This window comes from Streptomyces sp. NPDC093984 (assembly GCF_044764595.1).
Lineage (GTDB): Bacteria > Actinomycetota > Actinomycetes > Streptomycetales > Streptomycetaceae > Streptomyces > Streptomyces cynarae.
Window position 1 is genome coordinate 107,032 of record NZ_JBIWIM010000012.1, and the last position, 16,822, is coordinate 123,853.

The 16,822-nt window shown below is 71.3% G+C and carries 14 protein-coding genes; 13 read left to right on the forward strand and 1 reads right to left on the reverse strand.

The window, feature by feature from the left end:
- The first annotated feature begins 26 nt into the window (after positions 1–26).
- From ACIRC0_RS32365 to ACIRC0_RS32425, 13 genes are all read left to right on the forward strand, one after another.
- Positions 27–1,088, forward strand: a complete 1,062-nt coding sequence (locus ACIRC0_RS32365; RefSeq protein WP_403623293.1) for an aspartate carbamoyltransferase catalytic subunit — start codon at positions 27–29, stop codon at positions 1,086–1,088.
- The gene (locus tag ACIRC0_RS32370; protein ID WP_403623296.1) at positions 1,085–2,371 is read left to right on the forward strand and encodes a dihydroorotase; all 1,287 of its coding nucleotides are present in this window, start codon (positions 1,085–1,087) and stop codon (positions 2,369–2,371) included. The genes ACIRC0_RS32365 and ACIRC0_RS32370 overlap by 4 nt, the downstream gene beginning before the upstream one ends.
- Positions 2,368–2,928 carry a hypothetical protein gene (locus ACIRC0_RS32375; RefSeq protein WP_403623299.1) on the forward strand — a complete coding sequence of 187 codons (561 nt, stop codon included), beginning with the start codon at positions 2,368–2,370 and terminating at the stop codon, positions 2,926–2,928. The genes ACIRC0_RS32370 and ACIRC0_RS32375 overlap by 4 nt, the downstream gene beginning before the upstream one ends.
- Positions 2,925–4,067, forward strand: coding sequence for a glutamine-hydrolyzing carbamoyl-phosphate synthase small subunit (gene carA, locus ACIRC0_RS32380; RefSeq protein ID WP_403623301.1), 1,143 nt, complete (start codon positions 2,925–2,927; stop codon positions 4,065–4,067). Before ACIRC0_RS32375 ends, carA begins: the two co-directional genes overlap by 4 nt.
- On the forward strand, positions 4,060–7,368 hold the full coding sequence (gene carB, locus ACIRC0_RS32385; protein WP_403623304.1) for a carbamoyl-phosphate synthase large subunit: 3,309 nt from the start codon (positions 4,060–4,062) through the stop codon (positions 7,366–7,368). The genes carA and carB overlap by 8 nt, the downstream gene beginning before the upstream one ends.
- A 77-nt stretch (positions 7,369–7,445) precedes the next feature.
- A complete protein-coding gene (locus ACIRC0_RS32390; RefSeq protein ID WP_403623307.1) occupies positions 7,446–8,552 on the forward strand; it encodes a quinone-dependent dihydroorotate dehydrogenase in 1,107 nt (368 codons plus the stop codon).
- Positions 8,549–9,394 carry an orotidine-5'-phosphate decarboxylase gene (pyrF, locus tag ACIRC0_RS32395; protein WP_403623310.1) on the forward strand — a complete coding sequence of 282 codons (846 nt, stop codon included), beginning with the start codon at positions 8,549–8,551 and terminating at the stop codon, positions 9,392–9,394. The genes ACIRC0_RS32390 and pyrF overlap by 4 nt, the downstream gene beginning before the upstream one ends.
- A gap of 308 nt (positions 9,395–9,702) precedes the next feature.
- Complete coding sequence (locus tag ACIRC0_RS32400) at positions 9,703–10,026, forward strand: integration host factor (protein WP_103844829.1); 324 nt, start codon at positions 9,703–9,705, stop codon at positions 10,024–10,026.
- 37 nt (positions 10,027–10,063) lie between these two features.
- On the forward strand, positions 10,064–10,621 hold the full coding sequence (gene gmk, locus ACIRC0_RS32405; protein WP_403623313.1) for a guanylate kinase: 558 nt from the start codon (positions 10,064–10,066) through the stop codon (positions 10,619–10,621).
- Positions 10,622–10,671: 50 nt separating this feature from the next.
- The gene (rpoZ, locus tag ACIRC0_RS32410) at positions 10,672–10,944 is read left to right on the forward strand and encodes a DNA-directed RNA polymerase subunit omega (protein WP_200421180.1); all 273 of its coding nucleotides are present in this window, start codon (positions 10,672–10,674) and stop codon (positions 10,942–10,944) included.
- Between the two features lie 143 nt (positions 10,945–11,087).
- The gene (coaBC, locus tag ACIRC0_RS32415) at positions 11,088–12,290 is read left to right on the forward strand and encodes a bifunctional phosphopantothenoylcysteine decarboxylase/phosphopantothenate--cysteine ligase CoaBC (protein ID WP_403623316.1); all 1,203 of its coding nucleotides are present in this window, start codon (positions 11,088–11,090) and stop codon (positions 12,288–12,290) included.
- Positions 12,291–12,529: 239 nt separating this feature from the next.
- Entirely contained in the window at positions 12,530–13,738 is a 1,209-nt protein-coding gene (gene metK, locus ACIRC0_RS32420) for a methionine adenosyltransferase (protein ID WP_403623319.1), read from the forward strand.
- Positions 13,739–13,937: 199 nt separating this feature from the next.
- Positions 13,938–16,088: a primosomal protein N' gene (locus ACIRC0_RS32425; RefSeq protein WP_403623322.1), complete on the forward strand. Its 2,151-nt coding sequence runs from the start codon at positions 13,938–13,940 to the stop codon at positions 16,086–16,088.
- Between the two features lie 104 nt (positions 16,089–16,192).
- Here ACIRC0_RS32425 and ACIRC0_RS32430 read toward each other — a convergent pair whose 3' ends face one another.
- Positions 16,193–16,726, reverse strand: a complete 534-nt coding sequence (locus tag ACIRC0_RS32430; RefSeq protein ID WP_403623325.1) for a hypothetical protein — start codon at positions 16,724–16,726, stop codon at positions 16,193–16,195.
- Positions 16,727–16,822: the final 96 nt, after the last annotated feature.

Consider the following 16,822-nt stretch of genomic DNA (forward strand, 5'->3'; position numbering starts at 1 on the left):
ATGAACAGCCTTACGGAGCCTGAAAGATGCAGCGTCATCTCATCTCGGCCGCCGACCTCACCCGCGACGACGCCGTCCTGATCCTCGACACCGCCGAGGAGATGGCACGGGTCGCGGACCGGCCGATCAAGAAGCTGCCGACCCTGCGCGGCCGCACCGTCGTCAACCTCTTCTTCGAGGACTCCACCCGCACCCGGATCTCCTTCGAGGCCGCCGAGAAGCGTCTGTCCGCGGACGTCATCAACTTCTCCGCCAAGGGGTCCAGCGTGTCCAAGGGGGAGTCCCTGAAGGACACCGCCCAGACCCTGGAGGCCATGGGTGTCGACGCCGTCGTCATCCGGCACGGCGCCTCCGGGGCCCCCTACCGCCTGGCCAACTCCGGCTGGATCGACGCCGCCGTCATCAACGCCGGCGACGGCACCCACCAGCACCCCACCCAGGCCCTGCTCGACGCCTTCACGATGCGCCGCCGCCTGGTCGGCCGGGACGCCGGTATCGGGCGTGACCTGGCCGGCAAGCGCATCACGATCGTCGGCGACGTGCTGCACAGCCGGGTCGCCCGTTCCAACGTCGACCTGCTGCACACCCTCGGCGCCGACGTCACGCTCGTCGCCCCGCCCACCCTGCTGCCGGTCGGCGTCGGCTCCTGGCCGTGCGAGGTCTCGTTCGATCTCGACAGCACCCTCCCCAAGTCCGACGCGGTGATGATGCTCCGCGTCCAGCGGGAGCGCATGAACGCCGCCTTCTTCCCGACCGAGCGCGAGTACTCCCGGCGCTACGGCCTCGACGCCGACCGCATGGCGAAGATGCCGGAGCACGCGATCGTGATGCACCCCGGCCCGATGGTCCGCGGCATGGAGATCACCGCCGAGGTCGCCGACTCCGACCGCTGCACCGCCGTCGAGCAGGTGGCGAACGGCGTCTCCATCCGCATGGCGGTCCTGTACCTGCTGCTGAGCGGGGCCGCGTTCGACCCCAAGACCGTGCCCGCCGTCACCGACGCCCGCCCGCCCGTCTCCCACCACCACCCTTCCAACGAGCGCTCCGCGCACCCCCTTTCCGCGGCCGAGGAGAACCAGAACCGATGAGCAAGACCCTGATCCGTGGTGCGAAGGTGCTCGGCGGCGAGCCGCAGGACGTGCTGATCGACGGTGAGGTCGTCGAAGCGGTCGGCACCGGTCTGTCCGCCGAGGGAGCGGAGGTCGTCGAGGCCGGCGGCAAGGTGCTGCTCCCCGGCCTGGTCGATCTGCACACCCACCTGCGCGAGCCCGGCCGCGAGGACTCCGAGACCGTCCTGACCGGTACGCGGGCCGCCGCCAAGGGCGGCTACACCGCCGTGTTCGCGATGGCCAACACCTTCCCGGTCGCCGACACCGCCGGTGTCGTCGAGCAGGTCTGGCGGCTGGGCCGCGAGCACGGCTACTGCGACGTGCAGCCCATCGGCGCCGTCACGGTCGGCCTGGAGGGCAAGAAGCTCGCCGAGCTGGGCGCCATGCACGAGTCGGCGGCGGGCGTCACGGTCTTCTCCGACGACGGCAAGTGCGTCGACGACGCGGTGATCATGCGCCGGGCGCTGGAGTACGTGAAGGCCTTCGGCGGCGTGGTCGCCCAGCACGCGCAGGAGCCGCGGCTGACCGAGGGCGCCCAGATGAACGAGGGCGTCGTCTCCGCCGAGCTGGGCCTCGGCGGCTGGCCGGCCGTCGCCGAGGAGTCGATCATCGCGCGCGACGTCCTCCTGGCCGACCACGTCGGCTCCCGCGTCCACATCTGCCACCTGTCGACCGCCGGCTCCGTCGAGATCGTCCGCTGGGCCAAGTCCCGCGGCATCGACGTCACCGCCGAGGTCACCCCGCACCACCTCCTCCTCACCGACGAGCTGGTGCGCACCTACAACCCGATCTACAAGGTCAACCCGCCGCTGCGCACCGAGCGCGACGTGCTGGCGCTGCGCGAGGCGCTCGCCGACGGCACGATCGACATCGTCGCCACCGACCACGCCCCGCACCCGCACGAGGACAAGGACTGCGAGTGGGCCGCCGCCGCCATGGGCATGGTCGGCCTGGAGACCGCGCTGTCCGTCGTCCAGGAGACGATGGTCGACACCGGGCTGCTCGACTGGGCGGGCGTCGCGGAGCGCATGTCCTTCAAGCCCGCGCAGATCGGCCGGGCCACCGGCCACGGCCGTCCCGTCTCGGCAGGTGAGCCCGCCAACCTCACGCTGGTCGACACGGCATACCGTGGGCAGGTGGACCCCGCGGGCTTCGCCTCGCGCAGCCGCAACACCCCCTACGAGGGCCGTGAGCTGCCGGGCCGTGTCACGCACACCTGGCTGCGGGGCAAGGCCACGCTCGTCGACGGGAAGCTCACGTGACACCTGTACTCCTGTTCGCGGCCGAGCAGAGATCGGCCCAGGTCACCGACTGGACCGACCGCATCGGCTGGCTCGTCGGACTCGCCCTGTTCGTCGCGCTCGTCTACTGGCTGATGCGCGAGGGCTGGAAGTGGCGCGGCACCCTGCAGAGCGACCTGCCGGAGCTGCCGACCGCTCCCGAGGAGCCCGGCGAGGCGAAGCTCACGATGAGCGGCCGCTACCACGGCTCCACCACCGCCGGGCAGTGGCTCGACCGCATCGTGGCCCACGGCCTGGGCACCCGCAGCCGCGTCGAGCTCACGCTGACGGACGCGGGCCTCACCGTCGTACGCCCCGGAGCAACGGACTTCTTCGTCCCGGCCGAGCGGCTGCGCGAAGTCCGGCTCGACAAGGGCATCGCCGGCAAGGTCCTCACCGAGGGCGGACTGCTGGTGGTGACCTGGGCGCACGGCGACAAGCTGATCGACTCGGGCTTCCGCTCGGACCGCGCGGCCGAGCACAACGACTGGGTCGACACCCTGAACCAGATGATCCACAAGACGGAAGGCGCACGATGACGACCTCCACCAGGGGAGCCGACAAGTCTCCCGCCGTACTCGTCCTGGAGGACGGCCGGATCTTCCGCGGCCGCGCCTACGGGGCCGTGGGGGTGACTTTCGGCGAAGCCGTGTTCTCCACCGGCATGACCGGCTACCAGGAGACCCTCACCGACCCGTCCTACCACCGCCAGGTCGTGGTCATGACCGCTCCGCACGTCGGCAACACCGGCGTCAACGACGAGGACCCCGAGTCCAAGCGGATCTGGGTCGCCGGCTACGTCGTACGCGACCCCGCGCGCAAGCCCTCCAACTGGCGGGCCAAGCGCTCGCTCGACGACGAACTGCGCGCGCAGGGCGTCGTCGGCATCAGCGGCATCGACACCCGTGCCCTGACCCGCCACCTGCGCGAGCGCGGCGCCATGCGCGTGGGCATCTTCTCCGGCGACACGCTGCCCGACGAGGGCACGATGCTCGCCGAGGTGCGCCAGGCGCCGGAGATGAAGGGCGCGGACCTCTCCGCCGAGGTCGCCACCACCGAGCCGTACGTCGTCCCCGCGATCGGTGAGAAGAAGTTCACGGTCGCCGCGGTCGACCTGGGCATCAAGGGCATGACCCCGCACCGCATGGCCGAGCGAGGCATCGAGGTCCACGTGCTGCCGGCGACGGCGACCGCCGAGGACGTCTACGCCGTGGGCCCCGACGGCGTGTTCTTCTCCAACGGCCCCGGCGACCCGGCCACCGCCGACCACGCCGTCTCGGTCATGCAGGCCGTCCTGGAGCGCGGCACGCCGCTGTTCGGCATCTGCTTCGGCAACCAGATCCTCGGTCGCGCCCTGGGTTTCGGCACCTACAAGCTGAAGTACGGCCACCGCGGCATCAACCAGCCGGTGCAGGACCGCACGACCGGCAAGGTCGAGGTCACCGCGCACAACCACGGCTTCGCCGTCGACGCCCCGCTCGACAAGGTCTCCGACACCCCCTACGGCCGCGCCGAGGTCTCTCACGTGTGCCTCAACGACAACGTGGTGGAGGGCCTCCAGCTCCTCGACAAGCCGGCCTTCAGCGTCCAGTACCACCCCGAGGCGGCCGCCGGTCCCCACGACGCCGCGTACCTGTTCGACCGCTTCGTGAAGCTCATGGAGGGCCAGCGTGCCTAAGCGCACCGATATCCAGTCCGTCCTGGTCATCGGCTCCGGCCCGATCGTCATCGGCCAGGCCGCCGAGTTCGACTACTCCGGCACCCAGGCGTGCCGCGTCCTGAAGGCCGAGGGCCTCAGGGTCATCCTCGTCAACTCCAACCCGGCGACGATCATGACCGACCCGGAGATCGCCGACGCCACCTACGTCGAGCCGATCACCCCGGACTTCGTCGAGAAGATCATCGCCAAGGAGCGCCCCGACGCGCTCCTGCCCACCCTGGGCGGCCAGACGGCGCTCAACACGGCGATCTCGCTGCACGAGAACGGCGTCCTGGAGAAGTACGGCGTCGAGCTGATCGGCGCCAAGGTGGAGGCCATCCACAAGGGCGAGGACCGCGACCAGTTCAAGGAGGTCGTGGAGGAGGTCCGCAAGAAGATCGGGCACGGCGAGTCCGCCCGCTCGGTGATCTGCCACTCCATGGACGAGGTCCTCGCCGGCGTCGAGGAGCTGGGCGGCTACCCGGTCGTCGTCCGCCCCTCCTTCACCATGGGCGGCGCCGGCTCCGGCTTCGCGCACGACGAGGAGGAGCTGCGCCGCATCGCGGGCACCGGCCTCGCCCTCTCGCCGACCACCGAGGTGCTCCTGGAGGAGTCCATCCTCGGCTGGAAGGAGTACGAGCTGGAGCTGATGCGCGACAAGCACGACAACGTCGTGGTCGTCTGCTCCATCGAGAACTTCGACCCGATGGGCGTGCACACCGGCGACTCCATCACCGTCGCGCCGGCGATGACCCTGACCGACCGCGAGTACCAGATCCTGCGGGACATCGGCATCGCCGTGATCCGCGAGGTCGGCGTCGACACCGGCGGCTGCAACATCCAGTTCGCGGTGAACCCCGAGGACGGTCGCGTGATCGTCATCGAGATGAACCCGCGTGTGTCGCGCTCGTCGGCCCTCGCCTCCAAGGCGACCGGCTTCCCGATCGCGAAGATCGCGGCCAAGCTCGCCGTCGGCTACACCCTCGACGAGATCCCGAACGACATCACCCAGGAGACCCCGGCCTCCTTCGAGCCGACCCTCGACTATGTGGTCGTCAAGGCGCCGCGGTTCGCGTTCGAGAAGTTCCCGAGCGCCGACAGCACGCTGACCACCACCATGAAGTCGGTCGGCGAGGCGATGGCGATCGGCCGCAACTTCACCGAGGCGTTCCAGAAGGCGCTGCGCTCGCTGGAGAAGAAGGGCAGCCAGTTCACGTTCGTGGGTGAGCCCGGGGACAAGGACGAGCTGCTGCGTGAGGCCGCCCGCCCCACCGACGGCCGGATCAACACCGTCATGCAGGCCATCCGCGCGGGCGCCACGCCCGAGGAGGTCTTCGAGTCCAGCAAGATCGACCCGTGGTTCGTCGACCAGCTCTTCCTGATCAAGGAGATCGCGGACGAACTGGCCGCCGCCGACCGCCTGGACGCCGCCCTGCTCGCCGAGGCCAAGCGGCACGGCTTCTCCGACCAGCAGATCGCCGAGATCCGGGGTTCGCGCGAGGACGTGGTGCGCGAGGTGCGGCACGCCCTCGGCGTACGCCCGGTGTACAAGACGGTCGACACCTGCGCCGCCGAGTTCGCCGCGAAGACGCCGTACTTCTACTCCTCCTACGACGAGGAGAGCGAGGTCGCGCCCCGCGAGAAGCCCGCGGTGATCATCCTGGGCTCCGGCCCCAACCGCATCGGCCAGGGCATCGAGTTCGACTACTCGTGCGTTCACGCCTCCTTCGCGCTCTCCGACGCCGGGTACGAGACCGTGATGGTCAACTGCAACCCGGAGACGGTCTCCACGGACTACGACACCTCCGACCGCCTGTACTTCGAGCCGCTGACGCTCGAGGACGTGCTGGAGATCGTCCACGCCGAGCAGCAGGCCGGGCCGGTCGCGGGCGTCGTGGTCCAGCTGGGCGGCCAGACCCCGCTCGGCCTCGCGCAGGCGCTGAAGGACAACGGCGTGCCGATCGTGGGCACCTCGCCCGAGGCGATCCACGCCGCCGAGGACCGCGGCGCGTTCGGCCGCGTGCTCGCTCAGGCCGGTCTCCCGGCCCCCAAGCACGGCACCGCCACCACCTTCGAGGAGGCCAAGGCCATCGCGGACGAGATCGGCTACCCGGTCCTCGTCCGGCCGTCCTACGTCCTCGGCGGGCGTGGCATGGAGATCGTGTACGACGAGGCCCGCCTCGCCGCGTACATCGCCGAGTCGACCGAGATCAGCCCCTCCCGGCCGGTGCTGGTCGACCGCTTCCTCGACGACGCGATCGAGATCGACGTCGACGCCCTGTACGACGGCGAGGAGCTGTACCTCGGCGGCGTGATGGAGCACATCGAGGAGGCCGGCATCCACTCCGGCGACTCGGCGTGCGCGCTGCCCCCGATCACCCTGGGCGGCTTCGACATCAAGCGCCTGCGCGCCTCCACGGAGGCCATCGCGCGGGGCGTCGGCGTCCGGGGCCTGATCAACATCCAGTTCGCGATGGCGGGCGACATCCTCTACGTCCTCGAGGCCAACCCGCGCGCCTCCCGCACGGTCCCCTTCACCTCGAAGGCGACGGCGGTGCCGCTCGCGAAGGCCGCCGCCCGCATCTCGCTGGGCGCGACCATCGCCGAGCTGCGCGAGGAGGGCCTGCTGCCGAAGAACGGCGACGGCGGCGAGCTGCCGCTGGACGCGCCGATCTCCGTCAAGGAGGCCGTGATGCCCTGGTCGCGGTTCCGCGACATCCACGGCCGCGGTGTCGACACCGTCCTCGGCCCGGAGATGCGCTCCACCGGCGAGGTCATGGGCATCGACTCCGTCTTCGGCACGGCGTACGCCAAGTCGCAGGCGGGCGCCTACGGTCCGCTGCCGACCAAGGGCCGCGCGTTCATCTCGGTCGCCAACCGCGACAAGCGTTCGATGATCTTCCCCGCGCGTGAGCTGGTCGCGCACGGCTTCGAGCTGCTCGCCACCTCCGGCACGGCCGAGGTCCTCAAGCGCAACGGCATCAGCGCGACGGTCGTGCGCAAGCAGTCCGACGGCCCCGGCCCGAACGGCGAGAAGACCATCGTCCAGATGATCCACGACGGCGAGGTCGACCTCATCGTCAACACCCCGTACGGCACCGGCGGCCGCCTCGACGGCTACGACATCCGTACGGCGGCGGTGGCCCGCTCCGTGCCGTGTCTGACCACGGTCCAGGCGCTGGCCGCGGCGGTCCAGGGCATCGACGCGCTCAACCACGGCGACGTGGGCGTCCGCTCACTCCAGGAACACGCCGAATTCCTGACCGCGGCCCGCGACTAGCAGCCGGCGAGGGGGACACCGAAAACGGTGTCCCCCTCTTCATGAGCATCATGAGGACTCCTGAGGACTCCCGAGACATGTACAAGCTTTTCTTCCGCCTGGTCTTCCAGCGGATGGACCCGGAGCAGGCCCACTACCTGGCCTTCCGCTGGATCCGCCACGCCGCCCGCATCCCCGTGCTGCGCACCTTCCTGGCGGCCGCCCTCGCGCCCCGCCACAAGGAGCTGCGCACGGAGGCCCTCGGGCTGCGCATGCACGGCCCGTTCGGGCTGGCCGCCGGGTTCGACAAGGACGCCGTCGCGATCGACGGGATGTCGATGCTGGGCTTCGACCACGTCGAGATCGGCACGGTGACGGGGGAGCCGCAGCCCGGCAACCCCAAGAAGCGGCTGTTCCGTCTCGTCGCGGACCGTGCGCTGATCAACCGCATGGGCTTCAACAACGAGGGATCGCTCGCCGTAGCCGCGCGCCTGGCGACCCGTACACCCGTGTTCAAGACGGTGGTGGGCGTCAACATCGGCAAGACCAAGGTCGTCCCGGAGGCCGAGGCCGTCCAGGACTACGTGAAGTCGACCGAGCGGCTCGCACCCTACGCCGACTACCTGGTCGTCAACGTCTCCTCCCCGAACACGCCCGGCCTGCGCAACCTGCAGGCCACCGAGGCGCTGCGCCCGCTGCTGACCGCCGTCCGCGAGGCCGCGGACCGGACGGTCCGCGCACGGCGCGTACCGCTCCTCGTGAAGATCGCCCCGGATCTCGCCGACGAGGACATCGACGCCGTCGCCGACCTGGCGGTGGAGCTGGGCCTGGACGGGATCATCGCCACGAACACCACCATCGCGCGCGAGGGCCTCGGCCTGAGGTCGGAGCCCGCACTTGTGAAGGAGGCCGGCGGACTGTCGGGTGCACCGCTGAAAACGCGCTCTCTGGAGGTCCTGCGGCGCCTCTACGCGCGCGTGGGCGACCGCGTCACCCTGGTGGGCGTCGGCGGCATCGAGAGCGCCGAGGACGCCTGGCAGCGCATCCTGGCCGGTGCCACGCTGGTGCAGGGCTACAGCGCCTTCATCTACGAGGGGCCCTTCTGGAGCCGCGCCATCCACAAGGGGCTCCTCGCCCGCCTCCGTACGAGCCCGTACGCCACCCTCGCCGACGCGGTCGGCGCCGACGTGAGGAAGGCCGCATGAGTCCTCTGGAGCCCTTCGGCACGCGACTGCGCCGCGCCATGGACGAGCGCGGCCCGCTGTGCGTCGGGATCGACCCGCACGCCTCGCTGCTCACCAAGTGGGGCCTGAACGACGATGTCGCCGGGCTGGAGCGGTTCAGCCGCACCGTCGTGGAGGCCATGGCCGACCGGGTCGCCGTGCTCAAGCCGCAGAGCGCGTTCTTCGAGCGGTTCGGGTCGCGCGGCGTCGCGGTCCTGGAGACGGCGGTCGCCGAGGCGCGGGCGGCCGGGGCGCTGGTCGTCATGGACGCCAAGCGCGGCGACATCGGCTCGACCATGGCCGCGTACGCCGAGTCCTTCCTGCACAAGGACGCCCCGCTGTTCTCCGACGCGCTCACGGTCTCGCCGTACCTCGGCTACGGCTCCCTGAAGCCGGCCGTGGAGCTGGCGCGGGAGAGCGGAGCCGGGCTGTTCGTGCTCGCCCTGACCTCCAACCCGGAGGGCGGCGAGGTGCAGCACGCCCTGCGGTCCGACGGACGGAACGTCGGAGCGACGATGCTCGCCCACCTCGCGGCCGAGAACGCGGGGGAGGAGCCTCTCGGCTCCTTCGGCGCGGTCGTCGGCGCCACGCTCGGCGACCTGTCGTCGTACGACCTGGCCATCAACGGGCCGCTCCTCGCCCCCGGCATCGGTGCCCAGGGGGCCACTCCCGCCGATCTTCCGGCGGTGTTCGGCGCGGCGGTGCGCAATGTCGTCCCGAACGTCAGCCGGGGTGTTCTTCGTCACGGTCCCGACGTCGTCGCGCTGCGTGACGCCGCGCAACGCTTCGCCGACGAGATCCGCGGCGCCCTGGACGCCGAATAGCGCCTCGCGGGGCGCACGGGCGCGCGGAAGAGTCCTTCCAGGACGGCTCGAGGTCTGGATACATCCTCAAATCCGGGGCAGTATGTCCGAAAGGTCCGTCTCAACAGAGGCTGACCAGGACTTTTCCGCTGTTCTCGCTGACTCTGGCGGACTTGCCCGCTAGTCTCCGACGAGTGAGGGCACCTCCCACGCTCTCAAGGCAGTGGGGGAGAACGGGCAAGCGTGTTGCTCGTAGCTCCCCAGGTGTGGGGCGACTAGGTTCCTCACCGGTCCGTATCCGACAGTTCGACATCCGAGGTGACGTAGGCGTGGCTCTTCCGCCCCTTACCCCCGAACAGCGCGCAGCCGCGCTCGAAAAGGCCGCCGCGGCTCGCCGGGAGCGGGCCGAGGTCAAGAATCGACTCAAGCACTCCGGCGCCTCCCTTCACGAGGTCATCAAGCAGGGCCAGGAGAACGACGTCATCGGCAAGATGAAGGTCTCCGCCCTCCTCGAGTCCCTGCCGGGCGTGGGCAAGGTCCGCGCCAAGCAGATCATGGAGCGACTCGGGATCTCCGAGAGCCGCCGCGTGCGGGGCCTGGGTTCCAACCAGATCGCCTCTCTCGAGCGCGAGTTCGGCGGCACCGCCAGCTGAGTCCGGGGCACTCCGGGATTGCTGGAATAATCGCTGCATGAGTGAACGTCCGCGGCTGACCGTGCTCTCCGGCCCCTCGGGGGTCGGCAAGAGCACGGTCGTCGCCCATATGCGCAAGGAACACCCCGAGGTCTGGCTCTCGGTGTCGGCGACGACCCGCGCGCCCCGCCCCGGTGAGCGGCACGGAGTCCACTACTTCTTCGTCACCGACGACGAGATGGACAAGCTGATCGCCAACGGCGAGCTGCTGGAGTGGGCCGAGTTCGCCGGCAACCGCTACGGGACGCCGCGGGCCGCCGTGATCGAGCACCTCGAGGCCGGGGTGCCGGTCCTGCTGGAGATCGACCTCCAGGGTGCCCGGCAGGTCCGCGAGTCCATGTCCGAGGCACAGCTCGTGTTCCTGGCTCCTCCCTCCTGGGAGGAGCTCGTGCGCAGACTCACCGGGCGGGGCACCGAGCCGCCCGAGGTCATCGAGCGCCGCTTGGAGGCGGCCAGGACAGAGCTGGCGGCCGAGCCCGAGTTCGACGAGACCCTGGTCAACACCTCGGTCGAGGACGTGGCGCGCGAGCTGCTAGCCTTGATGAACGTTGTGTGATCAGGGTTGTGTGATCAGGTCTGATCTTTCCCATCTTCGGAAGGTAGAGCGTGTCCTCTTCCATCACCGCGCCCGAGGGCATCATCAACCCGCCGATCGACGAGCTCCTCGAGGCCACCGACTCGAAGTACAGCCTCGTGATCTACGCGGCCAAGCGGGCCCGCCAGATCAACGCGTACTACTCGCAGCTCGGTGAGGGCCTCCTCGAGTACGTCGGTCCGCTCGTGGACACCCACGTCCACGAGAAGCCGCTCTCGATCGCTCTGCGCGAGATCAACGCGGGTCTGCTGACCTCCGAGTCCGTCGAGGGCCCGGCCCAGTGACCACGCGGTGGCGATAAGTAGTATCTACTGATCGCAGTAGGCTTTTCCACAGGCCCGGCAGCGCGACTGTCGGGCCTGTGGTGTCTCATAGACGCGTACGCCGATGAGCCGCGGCGTGCAGGTGTCGAGTGCGGGGAGGCCCGGTGGGCAAGCCGAAGGTCGTTCTGGGGGTCAGTGGCGGTATCGCCGCCTACAAGGCGTGCGAGCTGCTGCGCAGACTGACCGAGTCCGGGCATGACGTCCGCGTCGTGCCGACCGCCTCCGCGCTGCACTTCGTCGGCGCCGCCACCTGGTCCGCCCTCTCCGGCAACCCGGTCTCCACGGAGGTCTGGGACGACGTCCACGAGGTCCCGCACGTCCGCATCGGCCAGAGCGCCGACCTGGTGGTGGTCGCCCCGGCCACCGCCGACACGCTCGCCAAGGCCGCCCACGGCCTCGCCGACGACCTCCTCACAAACACGCTTCTCACGGCCCGCTGCCCGGTCGTCTTCGCCCCGGCCATGCACACGGAGATGTGGGAGCACCCGGCCACACAGGAGAACGTGGCGACGCTGCGCCGCCGCGGCGCCGTCGTCATCGAACCGGCGGTCGGCCGGCTGACCGGCGTCGACACCGGCAAGGGCCGACTGCCCGAACCGGCCGAGATCTTCGAGATCTGCCGCCGGGTGCTCGCCCGAGGCGTCAGCGAGCCCGACCTCGCGGGGCGGCACGTCGTCGTCAGCGCCGGCGGCACCCGTGAGCCCCTCGACCCCGTCCGCTTCCTCGGCAACCGCTCCTCCGGCAAGCAGGGCTACGCCCTCGCGCGCACGGCCGCGGCCCGGGGCGCCCGCGTCACCCTGATCGCCGCGAACACGGCTCTGCCCGACCCGGCCGGAGTCGACGTCATACCGGTGGAGACCGCCGTGCAACTGCGCGAGGCGGTCCTCAAGGCGGCTGCGGACGCCGACGCCGTCGTGATGGCGGCGGCGGTGGCGGACTTCCGCCCGGCGACCTACGCACCGGGGAAGATCAAGAAGAAGGACGGGCAGGACCCGGAGCCCATCACTCTGATCAGGAATCCCGACATCCTGGCGGAGATCTCGGCCGACCGCGCCCGCCCGGATCAGATCGTCGTCGGTTTCGCCGCGGAGACCGACGACGTGCTGGCGAACGGCCGGGCGAAGCTGGCGCGCAAGGGCTGCGACCTGCTCGTGGTGAACGAGGTGGGGGAGCGCAAGACCTTCGGCTCCGAGGAGAACGAGGCGGTCGTGCTGGGCGCCGACGGCAGCGAGACCCCGGTGCCGCACGGGCCCAAGGAAGCCCTCGCCGAGACGGTGTGGGACCTCGTCTCTCACCGCCTCACCTGAAGATCTCCCGCACTTCACCGCTCCTTCAAGCCCCGGACATTGCCGCGTGGCGACCCTGGAAACAGCGCTGGGCATTCGGCAGAATGCCCGTGCCGCAGGTCACAGGGCTCCCGAGAAGCGAGACACCTGGGCCGGTGGCAGAGCGCGACCGATAAACTGTTTCTCGGACGACGCCGGGCGCAGCCCCCGTCCCGTCCGCCCATGATCAGCCAGCAGCCGCTGCAACCACAGGGAGCGTTGTGTCCCGTCGCCTGTTCACCTCGGAGTCCGTGACCGAGGGCCACCCCGACAAGATCGCTGACCAGATCAGCGACACCATTCTCGACGCGCTTCTGCGCGAGGACCCGACGTCCCGGGTCGCCGTGGAGACGCTGATCACGACCGGCCTGGTGCACGTGGCCGGTGAGGTCACGACCAAGGCGTACGCGGACATCGCGACGCTGGTTCGCAGCAAGATCCTCGAGATCGGCTACGACTCGTCGAAGAAGGGCTTCGACGGCGCGTCCTGTGGTGTGTCGGTGTCGATCGGCGCGCAGTCCCCGGACATCGCGCAGGGTGTGGACACGGCGTACGAGACCCGGGTCGAGGGCGACGACGACGAGCTGGACCGGCAGGGCGCCGGTGACCAGGGCCTGATGTTCGGCTACGCGTCGGACGAGACGCCGACGCTGATGCCGCTGCCGATCTTCCTGGCGCACCGCCTGTCCAAGCGCCTGTCCGACGTCCGCAAGAACGGGACGATCCCCTACCTGCGCCCGGACGGCAAGACGCAGGTCACCATCGAGTACGACGGTGACAAGGCGGTCCGTCTGGACACGGTGGTCGTCTCCTCGCAGCACGCGAGCGACATCGACCTGGACTCGCTGCTGGCCCCCGACATCCGCGAATTCGTGGTCGAGCCGGAGCTGAAGGCGCTGCTGGACGACGGCATCAAGATCGAGACCGAGGGCTACCGCCTGCTGGTCAACCCCACCGGCCGCTTCGAGATCGGCGGTCCGATGGGCGACGCGGGACTGACCGGGCGGAAGATCATCATCGACACGTACGGCGGCATGGCCCGCCACGGCGGCGGCGCCTTCTCCGGCAAGGACCCCTCCAAGGTGGACCGCTCGGCCGCGTACGCGATGCGCTGGGTCGCCAAGAACGTGGTCGCCGCGGGCCTGGCCTCCCGCTGCGAGGTCCAGGTGGCGTACGCGATCGGCAAGGCCGAGCCGGTCGGCCTTTTCGTGGAGACCTTCGGCACGGCCAAGGTCGACGCCGAGAAGATCGAGCACGCGATCACCGAGGTCTTCGACCTCCGCCCGGCCGCGATCATCCGCGACCTCGACCTGCTCCGCCCCATCTACTCCCAGACCGCGGCGTACGGGCACTTCGGCCGCGAGCTGCCCGACTTCACCTGGGAGCGCACGGACCGGGTGGAGGCCCTGCGCAAGGCGGCGGGTCTGTAAGGCCCTCCAGCACGGCTCTACGAGGCCCGGCGCCCTTCGGGGTGGCCGGGCCTCGGCGCGTGGAAAAGCGCCCGGCAGAGCGGGGTCAGGGGCCTGGGGGCCTGTCTTTGCGACGGCCTGATGCGAAAGACGGGCCCTGCGCGGGCGGAGTCGTCTCGGCGGACGTCGGCTGTCAGTGGCGTTTGGTAAGAATGCAAGCGTGAGCAGCGAGAACGGGCAGCAGCGGGCGGGCGGGTCGGACGCCGCACCGCCCGAGCAGCTTGCCCTGCTGCGGGACGCGGTGCGCAAGGCCAAGGCGCCCCGGGCCAAGCCGCGGACCTGGCGGGGGGCCTCGCCGGCCAAGGAACTGCCCGTCGCGCGGGTGGTGGTCGACAAGGGCGTGCTGCATCTGGACCGCTACTTCGACTACGCCGTTCCCGAGGAGCTCGACGCCGTCGCCCGGCCCGGGGTCCGGGTCCGGGTGCGGTTCGGGGCCGGCGGGCGCTCGGTGCGGGACGGGCGGCGCGAGGGCGGCGGGCTCATCGACGGGTTTCTGGTCGAGCGGGTGGCCGAGTCCGACTACGCGGGGCCCCTCGCGGCGCTCGCGCAGGTCGTGTCACCCGAGCCCGTCCTCTCGCCCGAGTTGCTGGGCCTGGCCCGCGCCGTCGCCGACCGTTATGCCGGCAGCCTCGCGGACGTACTCCAGCTCGCGGTCCCGCCACGGCACGCGCGCGCGGAGGCCGCTGAGTCGGGCACGCCGCCAGCGCCTCCGTCCGCGCCGGAGCCCGGATCGTGGCGGCGGTACGGGCGGGGCGCGGACTTCCTGCGCTCACTGGCCGCCGGCGGTGTGCCCCGGGCCGTGTGGACCGCCCTGCCGGGCCCCCAGTGGGCGCAGGAGATCGCCCGGGCCGTGCAGGCCACGCTCGCCTCCGGGCGGGGCGCCCTGGTCGTCGTGCCCGCCGGGCGGGCCGTGGCACGGGTCGACACCGCGCTGCGCGAGCTGATCGGTGAGGGGCAGCATGCGGTGCTGACCGCCGACGCCGGACAGGAGCGGCGGTACCGGGAGTGGCTCGCCGTGCGCCGGGGGGCCGTACGGGCCGTCGTCGGGACACGGGCCGCCATGTTCGCGCCCGTGCGGAACCTGGGGCTCGTCGTCGTGTGGGACGACGGGGACGCCAGTCACAGCGACGACCACGCCCCCTTCCCCCATGTCCGCGAGGTGCTGGAGCTGCGCGCCACCCGCGAGAAGTGCGGCTTCCTGCTGGGGAGCTGGACCTGCACCGTCGATGCCGCCCAGCTCGTGGAGAGCGGATGGGCCGCACCGCTGGTCGCCGACCGCGAGCAGGTGCGTTCCACCGCACCGCTCGTACGGACGGTGGGCGACCAGGACCTCGCACGCGACGAGGCGGCGCGGGCCGCACGACTGCCCACGCTCGCCTGGGAGGTCGCACGGGAGGGACTGCGGCACGGACCGGTTCTGGTGCAGGTGCCCCGGCGCGGCTATGTGCCCCGGATGGCCTGCGCGCAGTGCCGGGCCCCCGCGCGCTGCCGGCACTGCGCCGGGCCGCTGGCGGGACAGGAGGCCGGGGAGCTGAGGTGCGGCTGGTGCGGGCGGGAGGAGAGCGCCTGGCACTGTCCGGAGTGCGGTGGGTTCCGGTTGCGGGCCCAGATCGTGGGGGCGCGTCGGACCGCCGAGGAGCTGGGGCGGGCATTCCCGGCCGTTCCGGTGCGGACCTCCGGGCGCGAGCAGGTGCTGGACACGGTGCCGGGGACACCGGCCCTGGTCGTCAGCACCCCGGGGGCCGAGCCCGTCGCCGAGGGCGGGTACGCGGCGGCGCTGCTCCTGGACGGATGGGCCATGCTGGGGCGGCCCGATCTGCGGTCGGGCGAGGACGCTCTGCGGCGGTGGATCGGCGCGAGCGCGCTGGTGAGGCCGCAGTCCGTGGGCGGCACGGTCGTGATCGTCGCCGAGCCGACGCTACGGCCCGTGCAGGCGCTCGTCCGGTGGGATCCCATCGGGCACGCGGTGCGCGAACTGGCCGAGCGGGCGGAGCTGGGATTCCCACCGGTGTCGCGGATGGCGGCGGTGTCGGGACCGGCCGAGGCCGTCGCGGACTTCCTCGCAGGCGCCCGTCTCCCGCCCGCCGCCGAGGTGTTGGGACCCGTCCCGCTGCCGGTCACCGAAGCCGGGCGGCCCCGCAGGGTCGGGGGGCCGCCGCCGGGGGAGCGCTGGGAGCGGGCGCTGGTCCGCGTGCCGCCCGGGAGCGGGGCCGCACTGGCGACCGCCCTGAAGACCGCGCTGGCCACCCGGACGGCACGGGCCGGCGGCGACGCGGTACGGATCCGGATCGATCCGCCGGACATCGGGTGACGGCCGCCATCGGGCAGGGGCACCGGGGACGGAGCCGACCGGTCGGTGGTTCGGGACGGAACTGCCTCCCGCTGCGGCCGGGAGGCAGAGCAGAAGGGGCGGCCTCAGCCGTTGCGCGGTCCGGGGAAGGCGGTCGGCCTCGCCTCGTCGCGGAGAGTGGGGCTGCCCGCCGTCGGCTGGGTCGGCATCGAGCGGGCCGCGGGCACCGTGGGGATGCCCGAGCCCACGTTGACCGCGCGGGTACCGGACGGTTCCGCCGCGCGATCGGCCTCGGCGGCCGCCTGCGCGGCGGCACGGCGGGCGCCGTAACGGCGGTGGACCGCCTGCTTGGTGACTCCGAGCGCGGAGCCCACGGCGTCCCAAGAGAAGCCGAGCGAGCGGTCGAAGTCCACGGCCGCGGTGACCAGGGTCTCGACACTGTCCCGCAGCTCCTGGGCGAGACGGACGGTCGGGGCGGGAGCGCGTCCGTAGACGACGAAGCCCGTGGACGGGCCGGAGCGCCGCGGGCGGTAGACATTGCCCAACTGGGCGGTGAGGGTGCGCAGTGCGTCCACCTGCCGGCGGACCCGCTCGATGTCCCGCACCAGCAAGTGCAGGCTGGCCCGGGCCTGGGCGTCGTGGGTTGCGTGGTCGGCCATGAACAAGCCTCTCGAACCGGCGTTGAAAAGGATCGGGCCGCTACAGCGGCCCGCTTGTGGTCAACTCTTTCTTGACCAACGCGCATTCGGGCCTGT

Bases quoted from the DNA above. Each gene is read 5' to 3' on its own strand.
- ACIRC0_RS32365 (WP_403623293.1), top strand. From the start codon at position 27: ATGCAGCGTCATCTCATCTCGGCCGCCGACCTCACCCGCGACGACGCC.
- ACIRC0_RS32370 (WP_403623296.1), top strand. From the start codon at position 1,085: ATGAGCAAGACCCTGATCCGTGGTGCGAAGGTGCTCGGCGGCGAGCCG.
- carA (WP_403623301.1), top strand. From the start codon at position 2,925: ATGACGACCTCCACCAGGGGAGCCGACAAGTCTCCCGCCGTACTCGTC.
- ACIRC0_RS32390 (WP_403623307.1), top strand. From the start codon at position 7,446: ATGTACAAGCTTTTCTTCCGCCTGGTCTTCCAGCGGATGGACCCGGAG.
- pyrF (WP_403623310.1), top strand. From the start codon at position 8,549: ATGAGTCCTCTGGAGCCCTTCGGCACGCGACTGCGCCGCGCCATGGAC.
- gmk (WP_403623313.1), top strand. From the start codon at position 10,064: ATGAGTGAACGTCCGCGGCTGACCGTGCTCTCCGGCCCCTCGGGGGTC.
- ACIRC0_RS32430 (WP_403623325.1), bottom strand. From the start codon at position 16,726: ATGGCCGACCACGCAACCCACGACGCCCAGGCCCGGGCCAGCCTGCAC.